At 62.5% G+C, this 21561-nt stretch carries 20 protein-coding genes; 11 read left to right on the forward strand and 9 right to left on the reverse strand.

Features of this window, described 5'->3' with window-relative positions:
• Both J1C56_RS26195 and hemN read right to left on the reverse strand, forming a co-directional pair.
• A partial coding sequence (locus J1C56_RS26195; protein ID WP_214392927.1) for a hypothetical protein occupies positions 1-121 on the reverse strand: 121 nt, incomplete at its 3' end.
• A gap of 85 nt (positions 122-206) precedes the next feature.
• A complete protein-coding gene (gene hemN, locus J1C56_RS26200; RefSeq protein ID WP_214392947.1) occupies positions 207-1556 on the reverse strand; it encodes an oxygen-independent coproporphyrinogen III oxidase in 1350 nt (449 codons plus the stop codon).
• A gap of 151 nt (positions 1557-1707) precedes the next feature.
• On the opposite strand from hemN, the gene J1C56_RS26205 reads away from it, so the two are divergent.
• A complete protein-coding gene (locus J1C56_RS26205) occupies positions 1708-2433 on the forward strand; it encodes a Crp/Fnr family transcriptional regulator (protein ID WP_214392948.1) in 726 nt (241 codons plus the stop codon).
• Between the two features lie 10 nt (positions 2434-2443).
• On the opposite strand, the gene J1C56_RS26210 is transcribed toward J1C56_RS26205, so the two are convergent.
• Complete coding sequence (locus tag J1C56_RS26210) at positions 2444-2923, reverse strand: hemerythrin domain-containing protein (protein WP_214392949.1); 480 nt, start codon at positions 2921-2923, stop codon at positions 2444-2446.
• Positions 2924-3075: 152 nt separating this feature from the next.
• Between J1C56_RS26210 and ccoN the strand changes: the two genes are divergently transcribed.
• The 9 genes from ccoN (at position 3076) to holA (ending at position 12272) form a co-directional block, all read left to right on the forward strand.
• Positions 3076-4692 carry a cytochrome-c oxidase, cbb3-type subunit I gene (ccoN, locus tag J1C56_RS26215; RefSeq protein ID WP_214392950.1) on the forward strand — a complete coding sequence of 539 codons (1617 nt, stop codon included), beginning with the start codon at positions 3076-3078 and terminating at the stop codon, positions 4690-4692.
• Between the two features lie 10 nt (positions 4693-4702).
• Positions 4703-5434, forward strand: coding sequence for a cytochrome-c oxidase, cbb3-type subunit II (ccoO, locus tag J1C56_RS26220; protein ID WP_214392951.1), 732 nt, complete (start codon positions 4703-4705; stop codon positions 5432-5434).
• Between the two features lie 10 nt (positions 5435-5444).
• A complete protein-coding gene (locus J1C56_RS26225) occupies positions 5445-5594 on the forward strand; it encodes a cbb3-type cytochrome c oxidase subunit 3 (RefSeq protein WP_214392952.1) in 150 nt (49 codons plus the stop codon).
• A gap of 3 nt (positions 5595-5597) precedes the next feature.
• A complete protein-coding gene (gene ccoP / locus J1C56_RS26230; protein ID WP_214392953.1) occupies positions 5598-6461 on the forward strand; it encodes a cytochrome-c oxidase, cbb3-type subunit III in 864 nt (287 codons plus the stop codon).
• Positions 6462-6628: 167 nt separating this feature from the next.
• Positions 6629-8185: a cytochrome c oxidase accessory protein CcoG gene (gene ccoG / locus J1C56_RS26235; protein ID WP_214392954.1), complete on the forward strand. Its 1557-nt coding sequence runs from the start codon at positions 6629-6631 to the stop codon at positions 8183-8185.
• Entirely contained in the window at positions 8182-8679 is a 498-nt protein-coding gene (locus J1C56_RS26240; protein ID WP_214392955.1) for a FixH family protein, read from the forward strand. Before ccoG ends, J1C56_RS26240 begins: the two co-directional genes overlap by 4 nt.
• A complete protein-coding gene (locus J1C56_RS26245) occupies positions 8676-10949 on the forward strand; it encodes a cation-translocating P-type ATPase (RefSeq protein WP_214392956.1) in 2274 nt (757 codons plus the stop codon). Before J1C56_RS26240 ends, J1C56_RS26245 begins: the two co-directional genes overlap by 4 nt.
• On the forward strand, positions 10946-11086 hold the full coding sequence (ccoS, locus tag J1C56_RS26250) for a cbb3-type cytochrome oxidase assembly protein CcoS (protein ID WP_214392957.1): 141 nt from the start codon (positions 10946-10948) through the stop codon (positions 11084-11086). The genes J1C56_RS26245 and ccoS overlap by 4 nt, the downstream gene beginning before the upstream one ends.
• Positions 11087-11222: 136 nt before the next feature.
• Positions 11223-12272 (forward strand): DNA polymerase III subunit delta, encoded by a 1050-nt coding sequence (gene holA, locus J1C56_RS26255; RefSeq protein ID WP_214392958.1) that lies wholly within the window; start codon positions 11223-11225, stop codon positions 12270-12272.
• A 57-nt stretch (positions 12273-12329) separates the two neighbouring features.
• Here holA and J1C56_RS26260 read toward each other — a convergent pair whose 3' ends face one another.
• The 5 genes from J1C56_RS26260 to mnmE form a co-directional block, all read right to left on the reverse strand.
• The gene (locus J1C56_RS26260; protein ID WP_214392959.1) at positions 12330-13211 is read right to left on the reverse strand and encodes a ParB/RepB/Spo0J family partition protein; all 882 of its coding nucleotides are present in this window, start codon (positions 13209-13211) and stop codon (positions 12330-12332) included.
• Between the two features lie 33 nt (positions 13212-13244).
• A complete protein-coding gene (locus J1C56_RS26265; RefSeq protein WP_184768387.1) occupies positions 13245-14042 on the reverse strand; it encodes a ParA family protein in 798 nt (265 codons plus the stop codon).
• 41 nt (positions 14043-14083) lie between these two features.
• Positions 14084-14716, reverse strand: a complete 633-nt coding sequence (gene rsmG / locus J1C56_RS26270) for a 16S rRNA (guanine(527)-N(7))-methyltransferase RsmG (RefSeq protein WP_214392960.1) — start codon at positions 14714-14716, stop codon at positions 14084-14086.
• Positions 14713-16587 (reverse strand): tRNA uridine-5-carboxymethylaminomethyl(34) synthesis enzyme MnmG, encoded by a 1875-nt coding sequence (gene mnmG, locus J1C56_RS26275; protein WP_214392961.1) that lies wholly within the window; start codon positions 16585-16587, stop codon positions 14713-14715. Before mnmG ends, rsmG begins: the two co-directional genes overlap by 4 nt.
• A gap of 169 nt (positions 16588-16756) precedes the next feature.
• On the reverse strand, positions 16757-18076 hold the full coding sequence (gene mnmE, locus J1C56_RS26280; RefSeq protein WP_214392962.1) for a tRNA uridine-5-carboxymethylaminomethyl(34) synthesis GTPase MnmE: 1320 nt from the start codon (positions 18074-18076) through the stop codon (positions 16757-16759).
• 62 nt (positions 18077-18138) lie between these two features.
• Between mnmE and J1C56_RS26285 the strand changes: the two genes are divergently transcribed.
• Positions 18139-20157: a thioredoxin domain-containing protein gene (locus tag J1C56_RS26285; RefSeq protein ID WP_214392963.1), complete on the forward strand. Its 2019-nt coding sequence runs from the start codon at positions 18139-18141 to the stop codon at positions 20155-20157.
• A 10-nt stretch (positions 20158-20167) separates the two neighbouring features.
• Here the strand turns inward: J1C56_RS26285 and rho are convergent, their stop codons facing one another.
• Entirely contained in the window at positions 20168-21433 is a 1266-nt protein-coding gene (gene rho, locus J1C56_RS26290) for a transcription termination factor Rho (RefSeq protein ID WP_115730026.1), read from the reverse strand.
• Positions 21434-21561 lie beyond the last annotated feature (128 nt).

Raw genomic sequence — 21561 nt, forward strand, 5'->3', positions numbered from 1 at the left:
GGTTCAAGCGCTCGACCTTGGCCGCATCGACATCGACGCAGACAACGTCATGCCCGACCTCGGCCAACACCGCTGCCTGAACCAGGCCAACATAGCCAATGCCAAAAACTGTCAGATTCATCCGGTCCAGATCCCGTTCGCGCCGTGCGCTTCGCACGCGCTTGATACAGGAATTTGACGCGGCGCACCAATGCCGGTGCCTGTTGTCAGACGGCTACGGAATGGCGGGCTGTGCCCTGGCCGAGATAGGCGTCGAAATGGGCGGCGATCGATCGAACGAAAGGCTTGCCGCGTTCGGTGACGACAAAACGGTTGCCCGAACGGGCAAAGACGCCATCGCGATCGCCGGCGGCCAGCAGTTCGGCCTCGGCGATGACAGCACGCGCCGCCTCACCGAAGCGGGAAAGCAACTCGCAGCGCGAGAAGGCGAAGTCGCACATCAGCCGTTCGATGACCCAGCCGCGCATCCGGTCGGCATTGGACAACGCGAAGCCGCGCACAGTCGCCAGGCCGCCCGCCAGCACGCGGCGCTCATATTCGCCCGTCGCCGGCATGTTCTGGACATAGCCATGCGGCAGCAGCCCGATCGACGAGGCGCCGAGGCCGATCAGTGCATCGGCCTGGTCGGTGGTGTAGCCCTGAAAGTTGCGCCGCAGCGTGCCCGCGCGGGCGGCCACGGCCAGACTGTCCCCGGGCAAGGCGAAATGATCCATGCCGACGGCCTCGTAGCCGGCCTCGAGGATCAGCCGCATAGCCGCCGCCGACTGCTCCAACCGGGCCGCGGCGTCGGGCAGCAGCGCATCATCGATCATCGTCTGGTGCTTCTTCAGCCACGGCACATGGGCGTAGCCGAACAGCGCGATGCGGTCGGGCCGCAGCGACAGCAGCTTTTCCGTCGTCGCAGCGATGCTGTCGAGCGTCTGGTGCGGCAGGCCGTAGAGCATGTCGAGATTGACCGAGCGCACGCCGCGTGCGCGGACGGCATCGACCACGGCTTTCGTCTGCTCGAAGCTCTGCTCGCGGTTGATGGTCTTTTGAACCCGCTCATCGAAATCCTGCACGCCAAGGCTGGCGCGTGTCATGCCGATCGCGGCCAGCGCATCGAAACGTGGTTCATCCATGTCGTTGGGATCGATCTCGACGCTGATCTCGGCGTCGCGCGCGAAGCTGAATTTCTCGCGCAGCCTGCACCCCAGCAAGATCAAATCATCGGCGGTCAACATTGTCGGCGAACCGCCACCGAAATGCACCGCCTTGATGTTTAGTCGGCTTCCGCATAGGGCAGCGACCGTGGCAATTTCGGCGTTCAGAGCAGTCAGGTATCGAGCGACGGGGTCGTAGCGCCGTGTTTGTTTCGTGTGGCAGGCGCAGAACCAGCACAGCCGATCACAATAGGGGATGTGGACATAGAGCGATGCGGCCGAGCCCTTGGGCAACGCGCGCAGCCAGCTGCCATAAGTCGTGGCCGAGATCGCGGCATTGAAATGCGGCGCAGTCGGGTAGCTGGTGTAGCGCGGCACGGGTGCTGCGTATCTTTCGACGAGGGTACCGTCCATGATCGTCTCCATCAACGATCAGAAGATGCTATAGAGGCTCCGACCTTCGCCTTGACTTGGATCAACCCTTTTCCGGTGCGGACACAATGACACGGTTCCTTTTGCCCACCGTGGTCCCTAGATTGAGCAAATCAGAGTACTGGACGAAGAAATGGCCGTTCGCCAGGACATTCACAATTCAGAGATACCGGTGTTGTGCCGCGCTTGCGAAGCGCGGCATCGCGGCGTCTGCGGCGCGCTAACGCCGGAACAGCTGGTCGAACTCAGCCGTCACACCACCAAGCGCAAGGTTGAAGCAGGCGCGGTGCTGGTTTCTGATAGCGATACGATCGACAGCTACGCCAACGTGCTGGCCGGTGTCGTCAAGCTGACCAAGACATTGCCTGATGGCCGCCAGCAGATCGTCGGGCTGCAGTTCGCCCCAGATTTCATCGGCCGGCCGTTCAAGCGGGAGAGCTCGATCACCGCAGAGGCCGCAACGGCTGTCCGCGTCTGCGCCTTCCCAAAAACCTCGCTCGACCGGATGATCTCACAAGCGCCGGAACTTGGTCATAGGCTGCACCTGCAGGCGCTCAACGAACTCGATGAGGCGCGCGACTGGATGCTGACGCTGGGACGCAAGACCGCGTCCGAGCGCGTTGCCTCCTTCCTGCACCTCATCGCGCGACATGGCGACCCCGAGGCTGAGAGCGATGGCGAGATCAGCTTCGACCTGCCGCTGACCCGCGCCGACATCGCCGACTTTCTGGGCCTGACCATCGAAACCGTCAGCCGTCAGTTGACCAAGTTGCGCAAGGACGGGCTGATCGCGGTTGAGAACAATCGCCACGTCACCGTCTTCGACGTCGGCAAGCTGGAACGCCGCGCCAACATTTGAGCGGCTGATGTCACCCCGGCGGCACAAGATGCGCGACGATACGGTCGCGTTCGAAGGCGACGTGCCGGCGTACCGCGCCGAAATACCCGCGCAGCATGAAGCCAAGCGTCTCGGGGTTATCAGCTACACCGTGCCGGGCGGCAAACCGCAAGGCGTCGCGCAGCTCGGCAGCAGAGCCTTCATCTTCGAGATGCTCGTTCTTCAGCCGCTCGACTGTTTCGGCCGCCTCGACGCTGTGTCCCAGACTCGCGCAAAAATGCGGGAAAATCCGCTGCTCCTCGAAGCGGTGAATCTTCGCCATAGTCTGGCCGAGCGCCCGTGCCGCAAGGATGCAGTTGCGGCGGTCGAGGCCATTGGGCAACGAATCGGCAATCTCTTCGAGACGATCGCATAGAGCGAGTTCGGCCGCATGGGCGCGACGCATCACCTCGACCGCGTCGCGCGCAGCGTCATCGTGCCATCCGGTCTGCGTGTCGTTGAACGCGGTCATGCTGTTTGATGTTCCCCTTTGACGCCAAGGCTGATCCGCCGCGGCCTGCTTGACCTTGATCCAGATCAAGGCGCGGGCAGCTGATGTCGTGGATGTGTCCGGTCTGGCGTCGGCGAGAACCACCGGCGCGCGACCATCGTCGGGGATCGCTCATGAAATACGGAAACGAAATCGTCCTGCTGGCATTGGCGGCCTTTGCTGCCTTGCTCGGCGCCGCCTTCGCGCAGGACAGCCAGTTCGGCGCCCATATGTGGGTGCTGTTTTTCGCCCTGGTCGCTGGCGCCATCGTCCTGTTGCGCACCGGCAACTACGCGCCGGTCGATATCCTCGCCGAGGACAAGTCGCCCTATATGGATGGGCCGATACGCTACGGCGTCATCGCCACCGTGTTCTGGGGTGTCACAGGCTTCCTGGTCGGCGTTATCGTGGCCGCACAGCTGGCCTTCCCCGACCTCAACATCGAGCCCTGGCTGAATTTCGGCCGGCTGCGCCCGCTGCACACCTCGGCCGTGGTCTTCGCCTTCGGCGGCAATGCGCTCATCGCGACCTCGTTCTATGTCGTCCAGCGCACGTCGCGGGCGCGGCTCTTCGGCGGGAATCTCGCCTGGTACGTGTTCTGGGGCTATCAGCTGTTCATCGTCATGGCGGCGACCGGCTACCTGTTGGGCATCACCCAGAGCCGCGAATATGCCGAGCCTGAGTGGTATGTCGACATCTTCCTGACCGTGGTCTGGGTCGCCTATCTCGTCGTCTTCCTCGGCACGATCCTGAACCGCAAGGAGCCGCATATCTATGTGGCCAACTGGTTCTACCTCGCCTTCATCATCACCATCGCCATGCTGCACGTGGTCAACAACCTGGCGGTGCCGGCGTCATTCCTCGGCTCGAAGAGCTACTCGCTGTTCTCGGGCGTGCAGGACGCGCTGACGCAGTGGTGGTACGGCCACAACGCCGTCGGCTTCTTCCTCACCGCGGGCTTCCTCGGCATGATGTATTACTTCGTGCCCAAGCAGGTCGACCGCCCGGTCTATTCCTACCGGCTGTCGATCATCCACTTCTGGTCGCTGATCTTCCTCTACATCTGGGCCGGTCCGCACCACCTGCACTACACCGCTTTGCCCGACTGGGCGCAGACGCTCGGCATGGTGTTTTCGATCATGCTGTGGATGCCGTCCTGGGGCGGCATGATCAACGGCCTGATGACGCTGTCGGGCGCCTGGGACAAGATCCGCACCGATCCGATCGTCCGCATGATGGTCGTGGCCATCGCCTTCTACGGCATGTCGACCTTCGAAGGCCCGATGATGTCGATCAAGGCGGTCAACTCGCTCAGCCACTACACCGAGTGGACGATCGGGCACGTCCATTCCGGCGCGCTCGGCTGGAACGGCATGATCACCTTCGGCGCCATCTATTTCCTGGTGCCGCGCCTGTGGGGCCGCGAACGGCTGTACTCGATGCGCATGGTCACCTGGCACTTCTGGCTCGCCACGCTCGGCATCGTTGTCTACGCCGCCGTGATGTGGGTCGCCGGCATCAGCCAGGGCCTGATGTGGCGTGAATACGACGAGCAGGGTTTCCTGGTCTATTCCTTCGCCGAAAGCGTCGCGGCCATGGTGCCCTACTACGTCGTCCGCACCATTGGCGGCCTGATGTACCTCGCCGGCGCACTGGTGATGGCCTTCAACGTCTTCATGACGATCCGCGGCCACCTGCGCCAGGAAGAGCCGATGCCCGGCACCGTACCAGCCCTCCAGCCTGCGCAGTAAGGAGCCCGACATGGCACTGCTCGACAAACACAAGACAATCGAGAAGAACGCGACGCTGCTGCTGGTCGGCACGCTGCTGGTCGTCAGCATCGGCGGCCTCGTCCAGATCACGCCGCTGTTCTATCTCGAGAACACCATCGAGAAGGTCGAAGGCATGCGGCCCTACTCGCCGCTGGAGCTAGCCGGCCGCAACGTCTACATCCGCGAGGGCTGCTACACTTGCCATAGCCAGATGATCCGGCCGTTCCGCGACGAGGTCGAGCGCTACGGCCACTACAGCCTGGCGGCGGAGTCGATGTACGACCATCCCTTCCAGTGGGGATCGAAGCGTACCGGCCCCGACCTCGCCCGTGTCGGCAACCGCTACTCCAACGAATGGCATGTCCAGCATCTGGTCGAGCCGCGCTCGGTAGTGCCGGAATCGGTCATGCCGAGCTACGCCTTCCTCAAGGAAACACCGCTTGCGGTGAAGAACGTCAGCTACGACCTGATCGCCAACCGTCGCGTCGGTGTGCCCTACAGCGACGAGATGATCGCCAGCGCCGAAGCCGACATGAAGGCGCAGGCCGACCCGAATGCTGACACCTCGGGTGTGCTGGCACGCTATCCCAAGGCCAAGCTCGGCGACTTCGACGGCGATCCGGCGGCGCTGACCGAGATGGATGCGCTGGTCGCCTATCTGCAGATGCTCGGCACGCTGGTCGACTTCTCGACCTACGACCCCGCCACCGGCTACCGCTAGGAGATTTGTCATGGACTACACGACGTTGCGGCATTTCGCCGATAGCTGGGGGCTTCTGGCGATGACCGCCTTCTTCATCGGCGCGGTGATCTTCGCGCTTCGCCCCGGTGGCCGCGAGGCGGCCGAACGGGCTGCGCAAATTCCGCTCAAGGAGGACTGATCTGTGGGCGAAAAGCATATCGACGAATTGTCCGGCGTCGAGACCACCGGACATGAATGGGACGGCATCACCGAGCTCAACAATCCGATGCCGCGTTGGTGGCTGTGGACCTTCTACGCCACCATCGTCTGGGCACTGGCCTACACCATCGCCTATCCAGCCTGGCCATTGATCAGCTCCGCGACCACGGGCGTGCTGGGCTATTCCAGCCGCGCCGACGTGACGAACGAACTCGCCGCGGCCGAAGCAGCCAAGAGCACCTATGTCGAGGCGGTGAAGGCGAAGAGCGTCGGCGAGATCCTTGCCGACGAGAACCTGCGCCAGTTCGCCACCGCTGCCGGCTCCGCGGCCTTCAAGGTCAATTGCATCCAGTGCCACGGTTCCGGTGCGCAAGGGTCGCCCGGTTTTCCCAACCTCAACGACGACGAGTGGCTGTGGGGCGGCAACATCGAGCAGATCTACACGACCATCGCGCACGGCGTCCGCTTCGACGGCGACGAGGCGACGCATGTGTCGGAAATGCCGGCTTTCGCCGAAATCCTCGAACCACAGCAGGTCAACGAGGTTGCCGCCTATGTCGCCAGCCTCTCTGGTCAAGCGGACACGCCTGAACTCGTGCCGGCGGGCGCCAAGGTGTTCGCCGACAATTGCGCCGCCTGCCACGGCGACAATGCCAAAGGCAACAAGGAGATGGGCGCGCCCGACCTGACCGACGCCATCGCGCTTTATGCTTCGGGACAGACCGCGATCGCCCAGCAGGTACGGCACCCCAAGCACGGCGCCATGCCCGCCTGGGGCGACCGACTTGGCGATGTGAAGGTCAAGGAACTTGCGATCTTCGTCCATTCGCTCGGCGGCGGCGAATAACCCTCCATCGCCGGCGGGTGATGGACGAAGGGCGGGGGAGAGGCTCGGCAGCAATGCCGGGCCTCTTTTGCACTCGTCCGGCTTGACCTGAATCAAGGCCGGCCCCCGGCGATTGCGGCAAAGCAATAGCGACGCTGCCGAACGACGGCGTCCAGCAGGAGACGAGAATGCTTGACGACAGGGAAGTGGAGAGGCTCGAGGTCGAAGCGGTCAATTCCGCCAGGACCCGCCAACCGCTCTACACCGCGCGCCAGAAGGTCTTTCCCAAGCGGGCCTCCGGCCGGTTCCGTCAGTTCAAGTGGCTGATCATGCTGATCACGCTCGGCATCTACTATCTGACGCCGTGGCTGCGCTGGGATCGCGGTCCTTACGCGCCTGATCAGGCGGTCCTGCTCGATATCGCCAATCGCCGCTTCTACTTCTTCGCAATCGAGATCTGGCCGCAGGAATTCTTCTATGTCGCCGGCCTCCTGGTCATGGCCGGCATCGGCCTGTTCCTCGTCACCTCCACCGTCGGCCGCGCCTGGTGCGGCTACACCTGCCCGCAGACCGTCTGGGTCGATCTTTTCCTGGTGGTCGAACGCGGCATCGAGGGCGACCGCAACGCTCGCATCAAGCTCGATGGTGCTCCCTGGTCGTTCGACAAACTTTGGAAGCGCACGGCCAAGCACGCGATCTGGCTGGTCATCGCGGTCGCCACCGGCGGCGCCTGGATCTTCTACTTTGCCGACGCGCCCGCGCTGCTCGGCGCCTTCGTCACCGGCCAGGCGGCGCCGGTCGCCTACATCACCGTCGCCATCCTCACCGCCACGACCTACGCCTTCGGCGGGCTGATGCGCGAGCAGGTCTGCACCTACATGTGCCCGTGGCCGCGCATTCAGGCTGCCATGCTCGACGAGAACTCGCTGACCGTCACCTACAATGACTGGCGCGGCGAGCCGCGTTCGCGCCATGCCAAGAAGGCCGCCGCAGAGGGGCTTTCGGTCGGCGATTGTGTCGACTGCAACGCTTGCGTCGCCGTCTGCCCGATGGGCATTGACATCCGCGACGGCCAGCAGCTCGAATGCATCACCTGCGCGCTCTGCATCGATGCCTGCGACAGCGTCATGGACAAGATCGGCAAGGAACGCGGTCTCATCTCCTACGCCACGCTCGCCGACTATCAGTCGAACATGGCGGTCGCCACGGATCCGGTCACTACCGCCATCGATCCGAAGCGGGTGCGCGACGACAAAGGCAAGCTCAACGCCGCCATAGCCCACTTCCGGCTCGGTCGCATCTTTAGGCCGCGTACCTTCGTCTATGCCGGAGCCTGGAGCCTCATCGGCTTTGCCTTGCTTTTTGCGCTGCTGAGCCGCGATCGGCTCGAGGTCAACGTGCTGCATGACCGTAATCCGCAACTTGTCCGCCTCTCGGACGGCTCGATCCGCAATGGCTACACGGTCAAGCTGCTCAACATGGTGCCCGAGCCACGCAACTTTGAACTCAGCATCGAAGGGCTGCCTGGCGCCGCCATGAGCGTCGTCGGCATGGACCTGCCAGAGAGCCGTTCCATCACTGTCGAGGCCGAGCCCGACAAGCTCAAGACCATCAGGGTCTATGTGCGACAGCCGCGCGAAAACCTGGCCGACGGGCAAAGTTTCAAATTCATCGTCGTCGACAAGGCAGGCTCCGAAACGGACTCCTATGTCGCCAAGTTCAACGTTCCGGAGGCAGGCAGATGAACTCTCGCTCCATCCAGACAAGACCGTTCACCGGCTGGCACATGCTGGTCATCATGGTCGCGTTCTTCGGCGTCATCATATCAGTCAATCTGCTCATGGCGACATTGGCCAACACGAGCTGGACCGGCCTTGTCGTGCAGAACACCTATGTCGCCAGCCAGCAGTTCAACGAGCGCATTGCCGAGTCCCGCGCCCAGGCCGCACTTGGCTGGAAGAGCATTCTGACGATCGCCAACGGCGAAGTCAGGTACAGCCTGGCCGATGCAACGGGCTCAACCATTGCCGTCGATGGTGTGACGGCATCCTTCCGTCGTCCGGCCTATGAAGCGGAAGACTGGCAAGTGGCACTGAAGCGAAATGCCGACGGTGCTTTCTCCATCGTCACGCCGGTCCGCGACGGCATCTGGATCGTCAGCACGGAAGCGAAAGTTGCGGCCGGAGAGCCTTATCGCGAGGCACGCCGGATCGTCATTGCCGATGGAGAGCTGAAATGATCTGCTGCGGACCTGGTGCCGATACCGCCCTCAGCCTTCCCACGGCTATTGCAAAGTGGCCGTCGCGCGACGAGCTGACACTGTCGAGCCGTAGCCTGCCTGGTGGCCTGCGCCAGACCGATCTTGCCGTTCCCGGTATCCACTGCGGCGCCTGCATCACCAACATCGAAAAGTCCCTCGCCAACCTTGATGGTGTCGAACAGGCGCGTGTCAATCTGTCGACCAGGCGCGTGTCGGTTCGCTGGCGTAGCGACACGGGTACCCCGCCGCTGTCCGAGGCATTGGCAAAGCTGGGCTATGAGAGCCATCTCTTCGACTATGGCGCCGACGACAAGGACGAGACGCTGGCCGAACTTATCCGCGGCCTTGGCATCGCCGGCTTCGCCGCCGGCAACATCATGCTGCTGTCGGTGTCGGTGTGGTCCGGGGCGACGGATGCCACGCGCGACCTGTTCCACTGGCTTTCCGCGCTGATCGCCCTGCCCGCCCTCGCCTTTTCCGGCCGCACCTTCTTCCGTTCGGCCTGGGGCGCACTGCGCAATGGCCGTACCAACATGGATGTGCCTATCTCCATCGGCATCCTGCTCGCCTACAGCCTCAGCCTCTACGACACGGCCAACAGCGGTCAGCACGCCTATTTCGACGCTTCGGCCTCGCTGCTGTTTTTCCTGCTCATCGGCCGCACGCTCGACCATGTCATGCGCGAGCGCGCCCGCGTTGCCGTAAAAGGGCTGGCCGGGCTCGCAGCCCGCGGCGCAACGGTACTCCGGGCCGACGGCACCCCTGCCTACCTTCCTGTGGCGGAGATCGTCCCCGGCATGCGCATCCTGCTCGCTGCAGGAGACCGCGTGCCCGTCGATGCCAGGGTGATCAAGGGACGTTCCGAACTCGACTGTGCCATCGTTTCAGGCGAAAGCGCTCCCGTTGCCGTTGAGTCAGGTACGGATTTGCGCGCCGGCACGCTCAACCTGACCGGACCGCTGACAATCGAGGCGACGGCAGCGGCCCAGGATTCGTTCCTGGCCGAAATGATGCGCCTGATGGAGGCCGCCGAGAGCGGCCGCGGCGGATATCGCCGCATCGCCGACCGGGCGGCGGCGTTGTACGCCCCCATACTGCACCTGACCGCCTTCCTGACCTTCGTTGGCTGGATGGTCGCGCAAGGCAACTGGCATCAGGCGATCACCATCGCCATCGCCGTGCTCATCATCACCTGCCCCTGCGCCCTTGGCCTTGCCGTGCCGATCGTGCAGGTGGCCGCCGCCAGGCGGCTGTTCGAGAACGGCATCATGGTCAAGGACGGCTCGGCCATGGAGCGTCTGGCCGAGGTCGATACGGTCGTTTTCGACAAGACCGGCACGCTGACGCTCGGTGTGCCCAGGCTGATGAACGCCAACGAAACATCGGCGGAGACGCTGGCCCTTGCGGCCGCGATCGCGCTGCACTCGCGTCACCCAATCTCGCGCGCTCTAGCCGAAGCGCAGGTCGGGAAGCCAGCTAAAGACTGGCGTTTCGACAGCATGGACGAAATCCCCGGCTTCGGCCTCGAGGCACGGCTGGGCGCCGATACCTACCGCCTGGGCCGTGCTGCTTGGGCGCTCGACGATGCTGCCTCCACCGCCGGTACCGTTCTTTCCAGGAACGGTGCCGCACTCGGCATCTTCGCCTTCGAGGATCGGCTGCGCGCCGACGCCGTCGAAGCGGTATCCGAACTGCGCAACAATGGACTTTCGATCGACATCCTCTCCGGCGACCGGCCGGAGGCCGTGGAGGCCGTAGCCAAGGCACTTGGCATAGGCACGACATCCGCCGGCGTGCTGCCGAGCGGCAAGGTCGCGCGCCTCGAAACCCTCAAGGCCGAGGGCCGCAAGGTTCTGATGGTCGGCGACGGGCTCAACGACGCGCCGGCGCTGGCCGCTGCGCATGTGTCGATTGCGCCCGCCAGTGCGGCCGACATCGGCCGCAGCGCCGCCGATTTCGTCTTCCTGCGCGAGAGCCTGGCAGCCATCCCCCTCGCCTTGGCCACTTCGCGCGAGGCCAACAAACTGATCCGGCAGAACCTGGTGCTTGCCATCATCTACAACGCCATCGCCGTGCCGATCGCGCTGTTCGGCTACGTCACGCCGCTCGTTGCGGCGCTGGCGATGTCGCTGTCGTCGGTCATCGTGATTGCCAACGGACTGCGGCTCGGTACCGGCAGGCTTCAGGCGCCGAAGCCGGCGGCGCAGCCGGTCAAGGCGTTCCCGACCACCGAGGCGCTGGCATCATGAGCGGCCTTCTGGTTCTTCTGCCCATCGCCCTGTTTCTCGGCGGGCTCGGCCTCGCTGCATTTCTCTGGTCGCTGCGCAGCGGCCAATATGAGGACATGGACGGCGCTGCCGAACGTATCCTGATCGACGACGACTGATCGCCCTCGCGCCACAGCTCCAAACGCGCGCTGATCCCATACTCACCTACGGCCAGAGGGTCCGCGCTTTTGGCCCGCGCGGACTGCAAGGACAAAAATGCTGCGGCCACCCAAACGCCTGTGCTAACAGAACGGCATGGCTCAAAAGAAAGCTCACGAGGTCGATTCCTGGCTGGCACGCCCCGCCACCGAGGCGGTGATCGTACTGATCTATGGCCCGGATCGCGGCCTCGTTTCCGAGCGCGCCACAGCCTTTGCGGCGAAGACCGGCCTGCCGCTCGACGATCCCTTTTCCGTGGTCAAGATCGATGCCGCCGATATCGAGCGCGACAGTGGTCGCCTCGTCGACGAGGCGCGCACCGTACCGATGTTTTCGCCACGCCGGCTGATCTGGGTCCGTAACGCGGCTGCCCAGAAGAGCCTTGCCGACGACGTAAAGGCGCTTGTTGCCCAGCCGCCGCGGGATGCCATCATCCTGATCGAGGCCCAGGATCTCAAGAAGGGCGCGCCCTTGCGCACCATCGTCGAAGGCGCTTTCGCCGGCATGGCCCTGCCCTGCTATGGCGACGAAGCACGCGACATCGAGGCCGTGATCGACGACGAGTTGCGCGCGGCTGGCCTGACGATGGCGATGGACGCGCGCAACGCGCTTCGCCGCAGCCTTGGCGGCGACCGCCTGGCGACGCGCGGCGAAATCCAGAAGCTGACGCTTTATGCCATGGGTCGCGGCGAAATCAGCCTCGACGACGTCAAGGACATGACCGGCGACGTATCGGCACTGTCGCTGGACGATGCCATCGACGCGGCCCTTGGCGGCAACATCGCCGAGTTCGACGCCGCCTTCACCAAGCAGTGCCAGACAAGCAGCCAGGCAGCGCAACTACTGGCCACGGCCACCCGCCACCTTCAGAACATCCATCTGATGCGTGGCGAAATGGAAAACGGCAGCCGCAATGCCGCCGCCATCATTGCCGCGGCGCGTCCGCCGGTGTTCTTTGCCCGGCGACGGGCGGTCGAGCGGGCATTGTCGAGCTGGAGTGCCGCCGCCCTCACCCGTGCACTGACCAGGCTGCAGTCGACCACCTTGCAGACACGCCGCCGACCCGACCTCGCAGTGGCCTTGGCGCGCCAAGCCATGCTTGGCATCGCGGTCGAAGGTGCGCGTCTTGCCGGCGGCAGGCGCTGAATACAGAAACGCCGGCTGGATCGCCGGCGTTTCCATCACAAGATTCAATAGAATCAATTACATATGATCGTTCTTCAGCCGGCGACATAGGTCGTCGAGCTGCTCCAAGGAACGATAACTGATGCGCAGCTCGCCGCCCTTTTCCTTGTGCGCGATTGAAATCCTCATGCCGACAACATCAGTGAGAAGCTTTTCCAGCGCGATCGTGTCCGGGTCCTTCTCGACAGGGCGCGACGGCTGCTTTTCGACGATCGCATCTGCCGGAAGCTGCGCCAGGGCCTCGGCCTGGCGCACCGACAGGCCTTCTTCGACGATCCGCTGGGCAAGGCCAGCCGGGTCCTGAGCCGTGATCAGCGCGCGGGCATGTCCGGCCGACAACTCGCCATTGATCAGCATGTCGCGAACCACATCCGGCAGCTTGAGCAGCCGCAGCGTGTTGGCCACGTGGCTCCGGCTTTTGCCGATGACCTGGCCGAGATCGGCCTGGGTGTAGCTGTGATCGTCGATCAGCTGCTGGTAGCCCATCGCTTCTTCGATGGCGTTGAGATCGGAGCGCTGGACGTTTTCGATGATGGCGAGTTCGAGAGCCGTGCGATCATTGACGTCGCGCACGATAACGGGGATCTCGTTGACCCCTGCGCGTTGCGCCGCGCGCCAGCGCCGTTCGCCGGCGATGATTTCGTAGCGGCCAGCCTGGGCGGCTGGCCTGACGACAACCGGCTGCACCAGCCCATGCTCGCGGATCGACTGCGCCAGATCGGCGAGTTCGGCTTCGCCAAAGTGCCGGCGCGGGTTGCGCGGGTTCGGGCTGACGAACTCGATAGGCACGCGTCCATCGGCTGGCGCCGCCGGCTTTTCCGGCACAACCGGCTTGTCCATTTCCCCGATCAGGGCAGCAAGTCCTCGGCCTAGGCGCTTTCTGGAAAGGTCTTCGTTCATGTCTAGTCCAGCTTGTTTCGAGTCCGAATCGATTTACGCGGCCCGGAGTTTACGTTCGCGCCTGATGACTTCCGAGGCGAGCTGCAGATAGGCTTGGCTGCCGGAACACTTCAGATCATAAAGGATCGCCGGCTTGCCGTATGATGGTGCTTCAGAGATACGCACATTGCGCGGGATTACCGTGTCGTAGACCTTTTCGCCCATATGGGCGCGGACGTCCTCGACAACCTGGTTGGCCAGATTGTTACGGCCATCAAACATCGTCAGCACGATGCCCTGTATCGTCAGCTCAGGATTGATCGACCTGCGCACCTGATCCACTGTTTCAAGCAACTGGCTCAAACCCTCGAGCGCAAAGAACTCGCACTGCAGCGGCACGAGCACCGAGTCGGCTGCGGCCATCGAGTTCAACGTCAGAAGATTGAGCGACGGCGGGCAATCGATCAGCACATAGCTGTAACCAGCTGCCCGCTCCGACGACGCCCTCAGTGCGTTGCGCAGCTTCAGCACGCGATCCGGTGCCGAGGCAATTTCCATTTCGATTCCAAGCAGATCGAGCGTTGACGGAATGATCGACAGGCCCGGCACGGCCGTCTCCATCGCAGCCTGCTCGATCTCCAGTTCGCCGGTCAGCACGTCGTAGGACGACACGCTGCGGTCCTTGCGGTCGATGCCGAGACCCGTACTGGCATTGCCTTGCGGATCCAGGTCGATGATGAGCACGCGCTCGCCGATGGCAGCGAGAGCGGTCGCCAGATTGATCGCGGTGGTCGTCTTGCCGACTCCGCCTTTCTGATTGGCGACTGTGATGATCCTAGGTGTGATTTTCATGGCTCGACTGCTGTTTTCCGTCTCGTCACATCGCGCCGCAATCAGATGCGGCGCAGGTTCCGAATCTCGAGGATGACTCCCTGCGCGTCGGTCAGGCTTGGGTGTTCTACCAGATCGAATCCCCACTGATGAGCGCTATCTTCGATTTCCTGGCGGTAATCCCGGCCTTTGTGGAAAAGCGCCGTGGTGCCTGCCTGCAGCCAGGGCGCGGACAACTGCAGCAGCAGTGGCAGTGGCGCCAGCGCGCGGGCACTCAAGATCTCCGGCGCGCGAATCGCACCATGAACATCCTCAATTCGCTTGGCATGCACCCGTGCCGGCAGGCGTAGCTCGCCCACGACTGCCTGCAAGAACCCGGCTTTCTTGCGGTTGCTTTCGACCAGATCGATGGAAGCCCCTGCTCGCTCGGCAATCATGGATGCAATGATCAAGCCGGGGAATCCGCCGCCGGAGCCGATGTCGAGCCAGCTTTTGGCGCTGCCACCCAGCCGCAAGATTTGGGCGCTGTCGAGGATGTGACGCTCCCAGGCGTCATCAAGGGTCGACGGCGCGACGAGATTGATGCGCTGCGCCCATTTGCGGAACACAGTTTCGAAGGCAATCAGCTTGTCGAATGTTTCACGTGAAACGGGACCCGCGACCTCTTGCAACCTTGCATAGGCGTCTGTTTTCAAGCGGCGCCCCTGCGTGACCGTGCTTCTGAATTGCGAACATGCGCGAGAATAAGCGCCAACGCCGCCGGTGTCATGCCGTCGATACGCTGTGCTTCGGCCAATGAACGCGGCCGGCGGGCGCGCATCTTCTGGCGCAACTCGTTGGAAAGACCAGGAACCGACTCAAAATCAAGCGCTTCCGGGATGACCCTCTCCTCCTCCTTGAGCATCAGCGCCGCATCGGCCTTCTGACGATTCAGGTAGACGGCATATTTCGCTTCAGTTTCAACGGCTTCTGCCGTCTTGCCGTCAATCGACGCAAGATCTGGCAAGATCTTAACAAGCTGGGTGAGCTCGATATCGGGATAGGCCAGGAGCTCGTAAAGCGTGCGCTTGACGCCATCGAGATTGACCTCGATGCCGTGACGGCGTGCTTCATTGGGCGACAGCGAAACCGACTTGGTCAGCGCACGCGCTGCGTCAATGCGAGCTGTCATTTCTCGGAAACGCCCTTGGCGCTCTGCAGAAGCGATGCCCAGCTCGATCGCCAAAGGCGTCAGCCGCTCATCGGCATTGTCTGCCCGCAGCGAAAGCCTGAATTCGGCGCGAGATGTGAACATGCGGTACGGTTCGCTGATCCCACGGCTCGTCAGGTCGTCGATCATGACGCCGATATAGGCCTGGCTTCTGCTGAGAATCAGTTGCCCACTGTTGCCGGCGAGACGAGCCGCATTGATCCCGGCAAGCAAGCCTTGCGCGCCGGCCTCCTCGTAACCGGTCGTGCCATTGATCTGGCCAGCCAGAAACAGTCCGCGCACCCGGCGGGTTTCGAGCGTCGGCTCCAGCTCGCGTGGATCGATATGGTCGTATTCGATAGCATAACCCGGCTGCAGCATCACAGCTCGCTCGAGACCCGGGATCGACTTCAGGATGTCCAGCTGAACATCCTCGGGCAACGAGGTCGAAATGCCGTTAGGATAGACGGTATGGTCGTCAAGCCCCTCGGGTTCGAGGAAGATCTGGTGACCTTCGCGGTCACCGAACTTGACGATCTTGTCTTCGATCGACGGGCAGTAGCGCGGGCCGACACCCTCGATCGAGCCCGAATACATTGCCGAGCGGCCGAGATTGTCACGGATGATCTGATGCGTGGCCGCCGTCGTCCGCGTGATGCCGCATTCGATCTGCGGATTGGTGATCCTGTCGGTAAGCAGCGAGAATGGAACCGGATTCTCGTCAGCGGCCTGGGTTTCAAGCGACGCCCAGTCGATTGTTCGGCCGTCGAGGCGTGCCGGCGTGCCCGTCTTCAGGCGGCCAAGGCGCAACCCGGCGCGCTTCAACGTTTCAGACAGGCCGATAGACGCCTGCTCGTTCATCCGGCCTGCCGGAAACTTGCGCTCGCCGATGTGAATCAGGCCACGCAGGAAGGTGCCGGTGGTCAAAACCACCGCCGCACAGGAAAGCTGGCTTCCGTCACCGAGGACGACGCCGCTTAGTCGGCCGTTATCTATAATGAAATCAGATACTTCGGCTTCAACGACAGTGAGGTTGGGCTGATCGGCGATGGCGGCTTGCATCGCCAGCCTATAGAGCTTGCGATCGGCCTGGGTGCGCGGGCCGCGGACGGCAGGACCCTTGCGTCGATTGAGCAGGCGAAACTGAATGCCCGCGGCATCAGCCACGCGGCCCATCAGCCCATCCAGCGCGTCGATCTCGCGGACCAGATGCCCTTTGCCAAGGCCGCCAATGGCTGGGTTGCACGACATCACGCCGATTGTGTCGCGACGAAGGGTTACGAGCGCAGTCTTGGCGCCGACCCGAGCCGCAGCGGAAGCTGCTTCGCAGCCGGCATGGCCTCCGCCCACCACGACGACGTCGTAGCTTTCACTCATCACAGTCTCCAGGAAACATTTGGCGAGACAGATGTCCCCATCTCCGCCTCATGTCAAGAGAATCGCTGCGGTGGTGGTTTCACGTGAAACAACTTGGCCGCGCGACGGCGAGTCAATGGCGATGTTTCACGTGAATCCTTGGATTCCACCGCTTAATGTTTCACGTGAATCACTTGCCGATACAGAACTGCGAGAAGATGACGTCGAGCAGGTCCTCGACGTCGACGGCGCCCGACAGCCTGCCGATTCGGTCACTGGCAAGCCGCAGATTCTCGGCCTTCAGTTCCAGCATCCTGTCTGAAGCCGAAAGCGCCGCCCCGAGATAGCTTTGCGCATCTTTGAGCAGCTCGACGTGCCTCAGCCGCGAAGGTAGAATGTCGCCGCGCCGTCCGACTGAGCCGGCCGCCCGTTCGCCAATAATATTGAGCAAGTCGTCGATACCTTGCCCAGTCTCTGTAGAGATCATGAGGTCGTAGTGAACCTGCGCAGAACTTGGCTGATAGCGATCAAGCTTGGTGCCGATCGCGACCGCCGAAACACCAGATGGCGGGTTCAGCTTGCCTGGTTCCGACATGTCCTCAAGGAACAGCACGAGGTCGGCACTCTTGGCGCGCTCTTTGGCCCGCTCGATCCCGATGGCCTCCACTTTGCCGACCGGCTCGCGCAAGCCGGCGGTATCGGTAATGCGAACCTTGAGCCCGTTCAGGTCAAGAACGGCCTCGACCAGATCGCGCGTCGTGCCTGGCTCATCGGTGACAATCGCCGCCTCCCTTTGCAGCAGCGCATTGAGAAGGCTCGATTTTCCAGCGTTTGGCGCACCGAGGATGACGACATCGAAACCGTCGCGGATCATCTCGGCTTTGCTGTAACCATCGACATGGCTATGAATTTCGTCGACGAGCAACCTGACGTCGGCCCACACCTGCGACGACGCCGATCCCGGCACGTCAGCTTCGTCGGCAAAGTCCATCTCGGCCTCAATCATCGCGCGAGCGTGAATCAACCGTTTGCGCCATCCAAGATAAAGCTCGCTTTGTGCCCCACCAGAGTTCATCACGGCGAATTGCCGCTGGGCTTCGGTCTCGGCATTGATCAGATCGGCAAGCGCCTCAGCCTCCAACAGGTCCATCTTGCCGTTGAGAAAGGCCCGCTTGGTGAATTCGCCCGCGTCGGCTTGCCTGAATCCAGGCAGTTTGCCGATCTCGGTCAAAAGCGAAGCCACCACCGCGCGGCCGCCATGCACCTGGAACTCGCCGCAATCCTCGCCCGTGAAGCTCCTTGGCCCCGGAAAGAACAATGTCAGCCCGTGGTCAATCAGCTCGCCGTCGCTCCGATGTAACGCACCATAGTGAGCCTGACGCGGCTTGGGCAGCGTCCCGGAGATCGTTTCGAGTGCGAATCGAACATGCGGTCCGGAAATGCGCACAATCGCCACGCCCGAAGGCAGATGGCCGCTGGAAAGAGCAGCTATTGAATCGGTGAATAGCATTTGCCGGTCTCTCGGAAGCGCCCTAGGTTGAGGCCTGATATCACTGTTCTGGGCAATTGCGCATGCTTCTGCAAGAAAACCTGCTTCGCGACGAGGGCAGCCCCTATCTGCGCCAGCACGGCGACAATCCCGTGCATTGGCGCGCATGGTCGCCCGCGGCGCTGGCCGAAGCAATGCGGCTGGATCGGCCGATTCTGCTTTCGGTCGGTTATGCAGCCTGCCATTGGTGCCACGTCATGGCCCATGAAAGCTTTGAAAATGCCGAGGTCGCCGAGGTCATGAACCGGCTCTTCGTCAATATCAAGGTTGACCGCGAGGAGCGACCCGACATCGACCAGATCTACATGGCGGCACTTGCCAGCATGGGCGAGCAAGGCGGTTGGCCGCTGACGATGTTCCTGACCCCCGATGCCAGGCCGTTCTGGGGCGGGACTTACTTTCCGCGCGAGGCGCGCTATGGGCGGCCGGGTTTCATCCAGGTCCTCAATGCAGTCGACGCCGCCTGGCGCGGCAAGCGCGCCAGCATCCTGCAAAGTGCCGGCGAGCTTGCCGAACACGTCAGCAAGCGCCTAGGAGGCAGCAGCGCGCCTGGGCAGATCTCGATCGAGACGGCCAGAACTTTGGCTTCCGGCATCTACGACATGATCGACCGCGATCTGGGTGGGCTTCGCGGCGCGCCAAAGTTCCCGAATGCGCCTTTCATGCAGACCCTGTGGCTGTCGTGGCTGCGCTCCGACAACCAGGATCATCGCGATGCCGTCACGGACAGCCTGCAGCATATGCTTGCGGGTGGCATTTACGACCATGTTGGCGGCGGCTTAGCGCGCTATTCGACCGATGCCCAATGGCTCGTACCGCATTTCGAAAAGATGCTCTACGACAACGCCCAGTTGGTCCGTCAGGCGAACTGGGCCTATGCCGCAACTGGAAATCAACTGTTTCGGGTACGAATCGAAGATACAATCACCTGGTTGCTGCGCGAAATGCTTCTGCCAGGCGGCACGTTCGCATCCAGCCTCGACGCGGACAGCGAAGGTGAAGAAGGGCTGTTCTACACTTGGACAGCCAGCAGCATACGGGCCTTATTGGGCGCCGATTCTGCCATATTTTTCAAATACTTCACAATCACCAAGCCGGATGGGTGGGAAGGCGATCCGATCATCCACCAGACGGCGGCGCAGGCACAGGAATCGGCTGGCGACCGGGAATTGGTTTCCGGCCTGACAAGGCGCCTGCTCGCAGCACGGGAAAAGCGTATCCGCCCCGGCCGCGATGACAAGGCACTCACAGACTGGAACGGTTTGGCCATCGTCGCACTGGCAGAGGCCGGCCGGAGCCTCGACCGAAACGATTGGGTGGCGGCCGCAGCGGCCGCTTTCGACGCGATTTGCGCCTCTGCGTCCCCTGAAGGCCGGTTGCCCCATTCCAGTCTCGGCGAAAAGCGGCTCTATCCAGCTTTGTCGAGCGATTATGCTGCGATGATCAATGCAGCCATCTCGCTGTTCGAAGCGACAAGGGATGCCAGTTACCTCGATCACGGTGCCCATTTCCTGCAAATGCTCGAAAGCTGGCACGCGGATGCCGGCAATACAGGCCACTATTTGACCGCGTCCGACAGTGCCGACGTGCCGATGCGCATCCGCGGTGACATCGACGAGGCGATTCCTTCGGCAACCAGCCAGATCATAGAAGCCATGGTGCGCCTGGCGAACACCACAGGCGATCTCGCTCTGCAACAGCGCGCCTGGACGATCGCCGAACATGCCGCCGGGCGCATCCAGAGCCAGCAATACGGCCAGGCCGGCATCGTCAATGCCTGCGTCTTGGCCCTTCAACCATCAAAGCTGATTGTCGTCGAAGATCCAGCCAAGCCAAGTCTTGTTTCGGTAGCGAATCGGAACCCCGATCCGCGTCGCGTCGATATCTTTGCGACGCTGGCCGGCGATACCGAGCACGCAAGACTGCCCGGCGACGCGCTGCCAGACACAAAAAAGGCCGGCGCATATCTCTGCACCGGCCTCATCTGTCTGCCTGTGATCAGCGATCCGGCGAAGCTTGAAGAAGCGCTTCGCCGCCGCTGATCCGGCTTTGTCAGGTATTCATCGAATCGAAGAAATCTGCGTTGGTCTTGGTCTGCTTGAGCTTGTCGATGAGGAATTCGATCGCATCGGTCGTTCCCATCGGCGCCAGGATACGGCGCAGCACGAAGATCTTCTGCAGGTCCTGGCGCGCGACGAGCAAATCTTCCTTGCGCGTGCCGGACTTGAGGATATCCATCGCGGGGTAGATGCGCTTGTCGGCGACCTTGCGGTCGAGCACGATTTCCGAGTTGCCGGTGCCCTTGAACTCTTCGAAGATGACTTCGTCCATGCGGCTGCCGGTATCGATCAGCGCCGTGGCGATGATGGTCAGCGAACCACCCTCTTCGATGTTACGCGCGGCACCGAAGAAGCGCTTCGGGCGCTGCAGCGCGTTGGCGTCGACACCACCGGTCAGGACCTTGCCGGATGACGGCACGACGGTGTTGTAGGCGCGGCCGAGACGGGTGATCGAATCGAGCAGGATGACGACGTCGCGGCCGTGTTCGACAAGGCGCTTGGCCTTTTCGATGACCATTTCGGCGACCTGGACATGGCGGACAGCCGGCTCGTCGAAGGTCGAGGACACAACCTCGCCCTTCACCGAGCGCTGCATGTCGGTCACTTCTTCCGGACGTTCGTCGATCAGAAGCACGATCAGGTAGCATTCGGGGTGATTGGTGGTAATCGAGTGCGCGATGTTCTGCAGCAGCACGGTCTTGCCGGTGCGCGGCTGCGCCACGATCAGGGCGCGCTGGCCCTTGCCGAGCGGCGCGACCAGATCGATGACGCGCGGCGAAATATCCTTGGTGGTCGGGTTTTCGACCTCCATCTTGAGCCGCGATGTCGGGTAGAGCGGCGTCAGATTGTCGAAATGGATCTTGTGACGGATCTTTTCGGGATCGTCGAAATTGATCGTGTTGACCTTGAGCAGCGCGAAATAGCGCTCGCCTTCCTTGGGGCTGCGGATCGGTCCTTCGACCGTATCGCCGGTCTTCAGCGAAAAGCGCCGGATCTGCGAGGGCGAAATGTAGATATCGTCCGGACCCGGAAGATAGTTCGCGTTGGCCGAACGCAGGAAGCCAAAGCCGTCCTGGAGCACTTCGACGACACCATCGCCGATAATCTCGATATCCTGGCCGGCCAGCTTCTTGAGGATGGCAAACATCAGTTCCTGCTTGCGCATGACACTGGCGTTTTCGACCTCGAGCGATTCGGCGTAAGCGATCAGCTCCGGCGGCTTCTTGTTCTTGAATTCGGCGAGTTTAGTTTCCTGCATAGACGGACTCTGAGCGTGGGGAAGGATTGGCTATCGGCATTTTGCGATAAGCGCCGGGCGCGGCCAGGGAATGAGAATGGGGCGGCGCATGGCGGGAAGGAAGAAGAGCCTTTTAGCTCTCCCGAAAT

This window comes from Aminobacter anthyllidis (genome assembly GCF_018555685.1).
Classification (GTDB): domain Bacteria; phylum Pseudomonadota; class Alphaproteobacteria; order Rhizobiales; family Rhizobiaceae; genus Aminobacter; species Aminobacter anthyllidis.

What these genes read in the sequence shown, in the direction of transcription:
- rho (WP_115730026.1), bottom strand. Translation starts at nt 21,433, where the DNA reads ATGCAGGAAACTAAACTCGCCGAATTCAAGAACAAGAAGCCGCCGGAG.
- ccoN (WP_214392950.1), top strand. Translation starts at nt 3,076, where the DNA reads ATGAAATACGGAAACGAAATCGTCCTGCTGGCATTGGCGGCCTTTGCT.
- J1C56_RS26240 (WP_214392955.1), top strand. Translation starts at nt 8,182, where the DNA reads ATGAACTCTCGCTCCATCCAGACAAGACCGTTCACCGGCTGGCACATG.
- J1C56_RS26260 (WP_214392959.1), bottom strand. Translation starts at nt 13,211, where the DNA reads ATGAACGAAGACCTTTCCAGAAAGCGCCTAGGCCGAGGACTTGCTGCC.
- J1C56_RS26265 (WP_184768387.1), bottom strand. Translation starts at nt 14,042, where the DNA reads ATGAAAATCACACCTAGGATCATCACAGTCGCCAATCAGAAAGGCGGA.
- holA (WP_214392958.1), top strand. Translation starts at nt 11,223, where the DNA reads ATGGCTCAAAAGAAAGCTCACGAGGTCGATTCCTGGCTGGCACGCCCC.
- J1C56_RS26225 (WP_214392952.1), top strand. Translation starts at nt 5,445, where the DNA reads ATGGACTACACGACGTTGCGGCATTTCGCCGATAGCTGGGGGCTTCTG.
- ccoO (WP_214392951.1), top strand. Translation starts at nt 4,703, where the DNA reads ATGGCACTGCTCGACAAACACAAGACAATCGAGAAGAACGCGACGCTG.
- J1C56_RS26285 (WP_214392963.1), top strand. Translation starts at nt 18,139, where the DNA reads ATGCTTCTGCAAGAAAACCTGCTTCGCGACGAGGGCAGCCCCTATCTG.
- mnmG (WP_214392961.1), bottom strand. Translation starts at nt 16,587, where the DNA reads ATGAGTGAAAGCTACGACGTCGTCGTGGTGGGCGGAGGCCATGCCGGC.
- hemN (WP_214392947.1), bottom strand. Translation starts at nt 1,556, where the DNA reads ATGGACGGTACCCTCGTCGAAAGATACGCAGCACCCGTGCCGCGCTAC.
- J1C56_RS26210 (WP_214392949.1), bottom strand. Translation starts at nt 2,923, where the DNA reads ATGACCGCGTTCAACGACACGCAGACCGGATGGCACGATGACGCTGCG.
- J1C56_RS26205 (WP_214392948.1), top strand. Translation starts at nt 1,708, where the DNA reads ATGGCCGTTCGCCAGGACATTCACAATTCAGAGATACCGGTGTTGTGC.
- J1C56_RS26245 (WP_214392956.1), top strand. Translation starts at nt 8,676, where the DNA reads ATGATCTGCTGCGGACCTGGTGCCGATACCGCCCTCAGCCTTCCCACG.
- ccoS (WP_214392957.1), top strand. Translation starts at nt 10,946, where the DNA reads ATGAGCGGCCTTCTGGTTCTTCTGCCCATCGCCCTGTTTCTCGGCGGG.
- mnmE (WP_214392962.1), bottom strand. Translation starts at nt 18,076, where the DNA reads ATGCTATTCACCGATTCAATAGCTGCTCTTTCCAGCGGCCATCTGCCT.
- ccoG (WP_214392954.1), top strand. Translation starts at nt 6,629, where the DNA reads ATGCTTGACGACAGGGAAGTGGAGAGGCTCGAGGTCGAAGCGGTCAAT.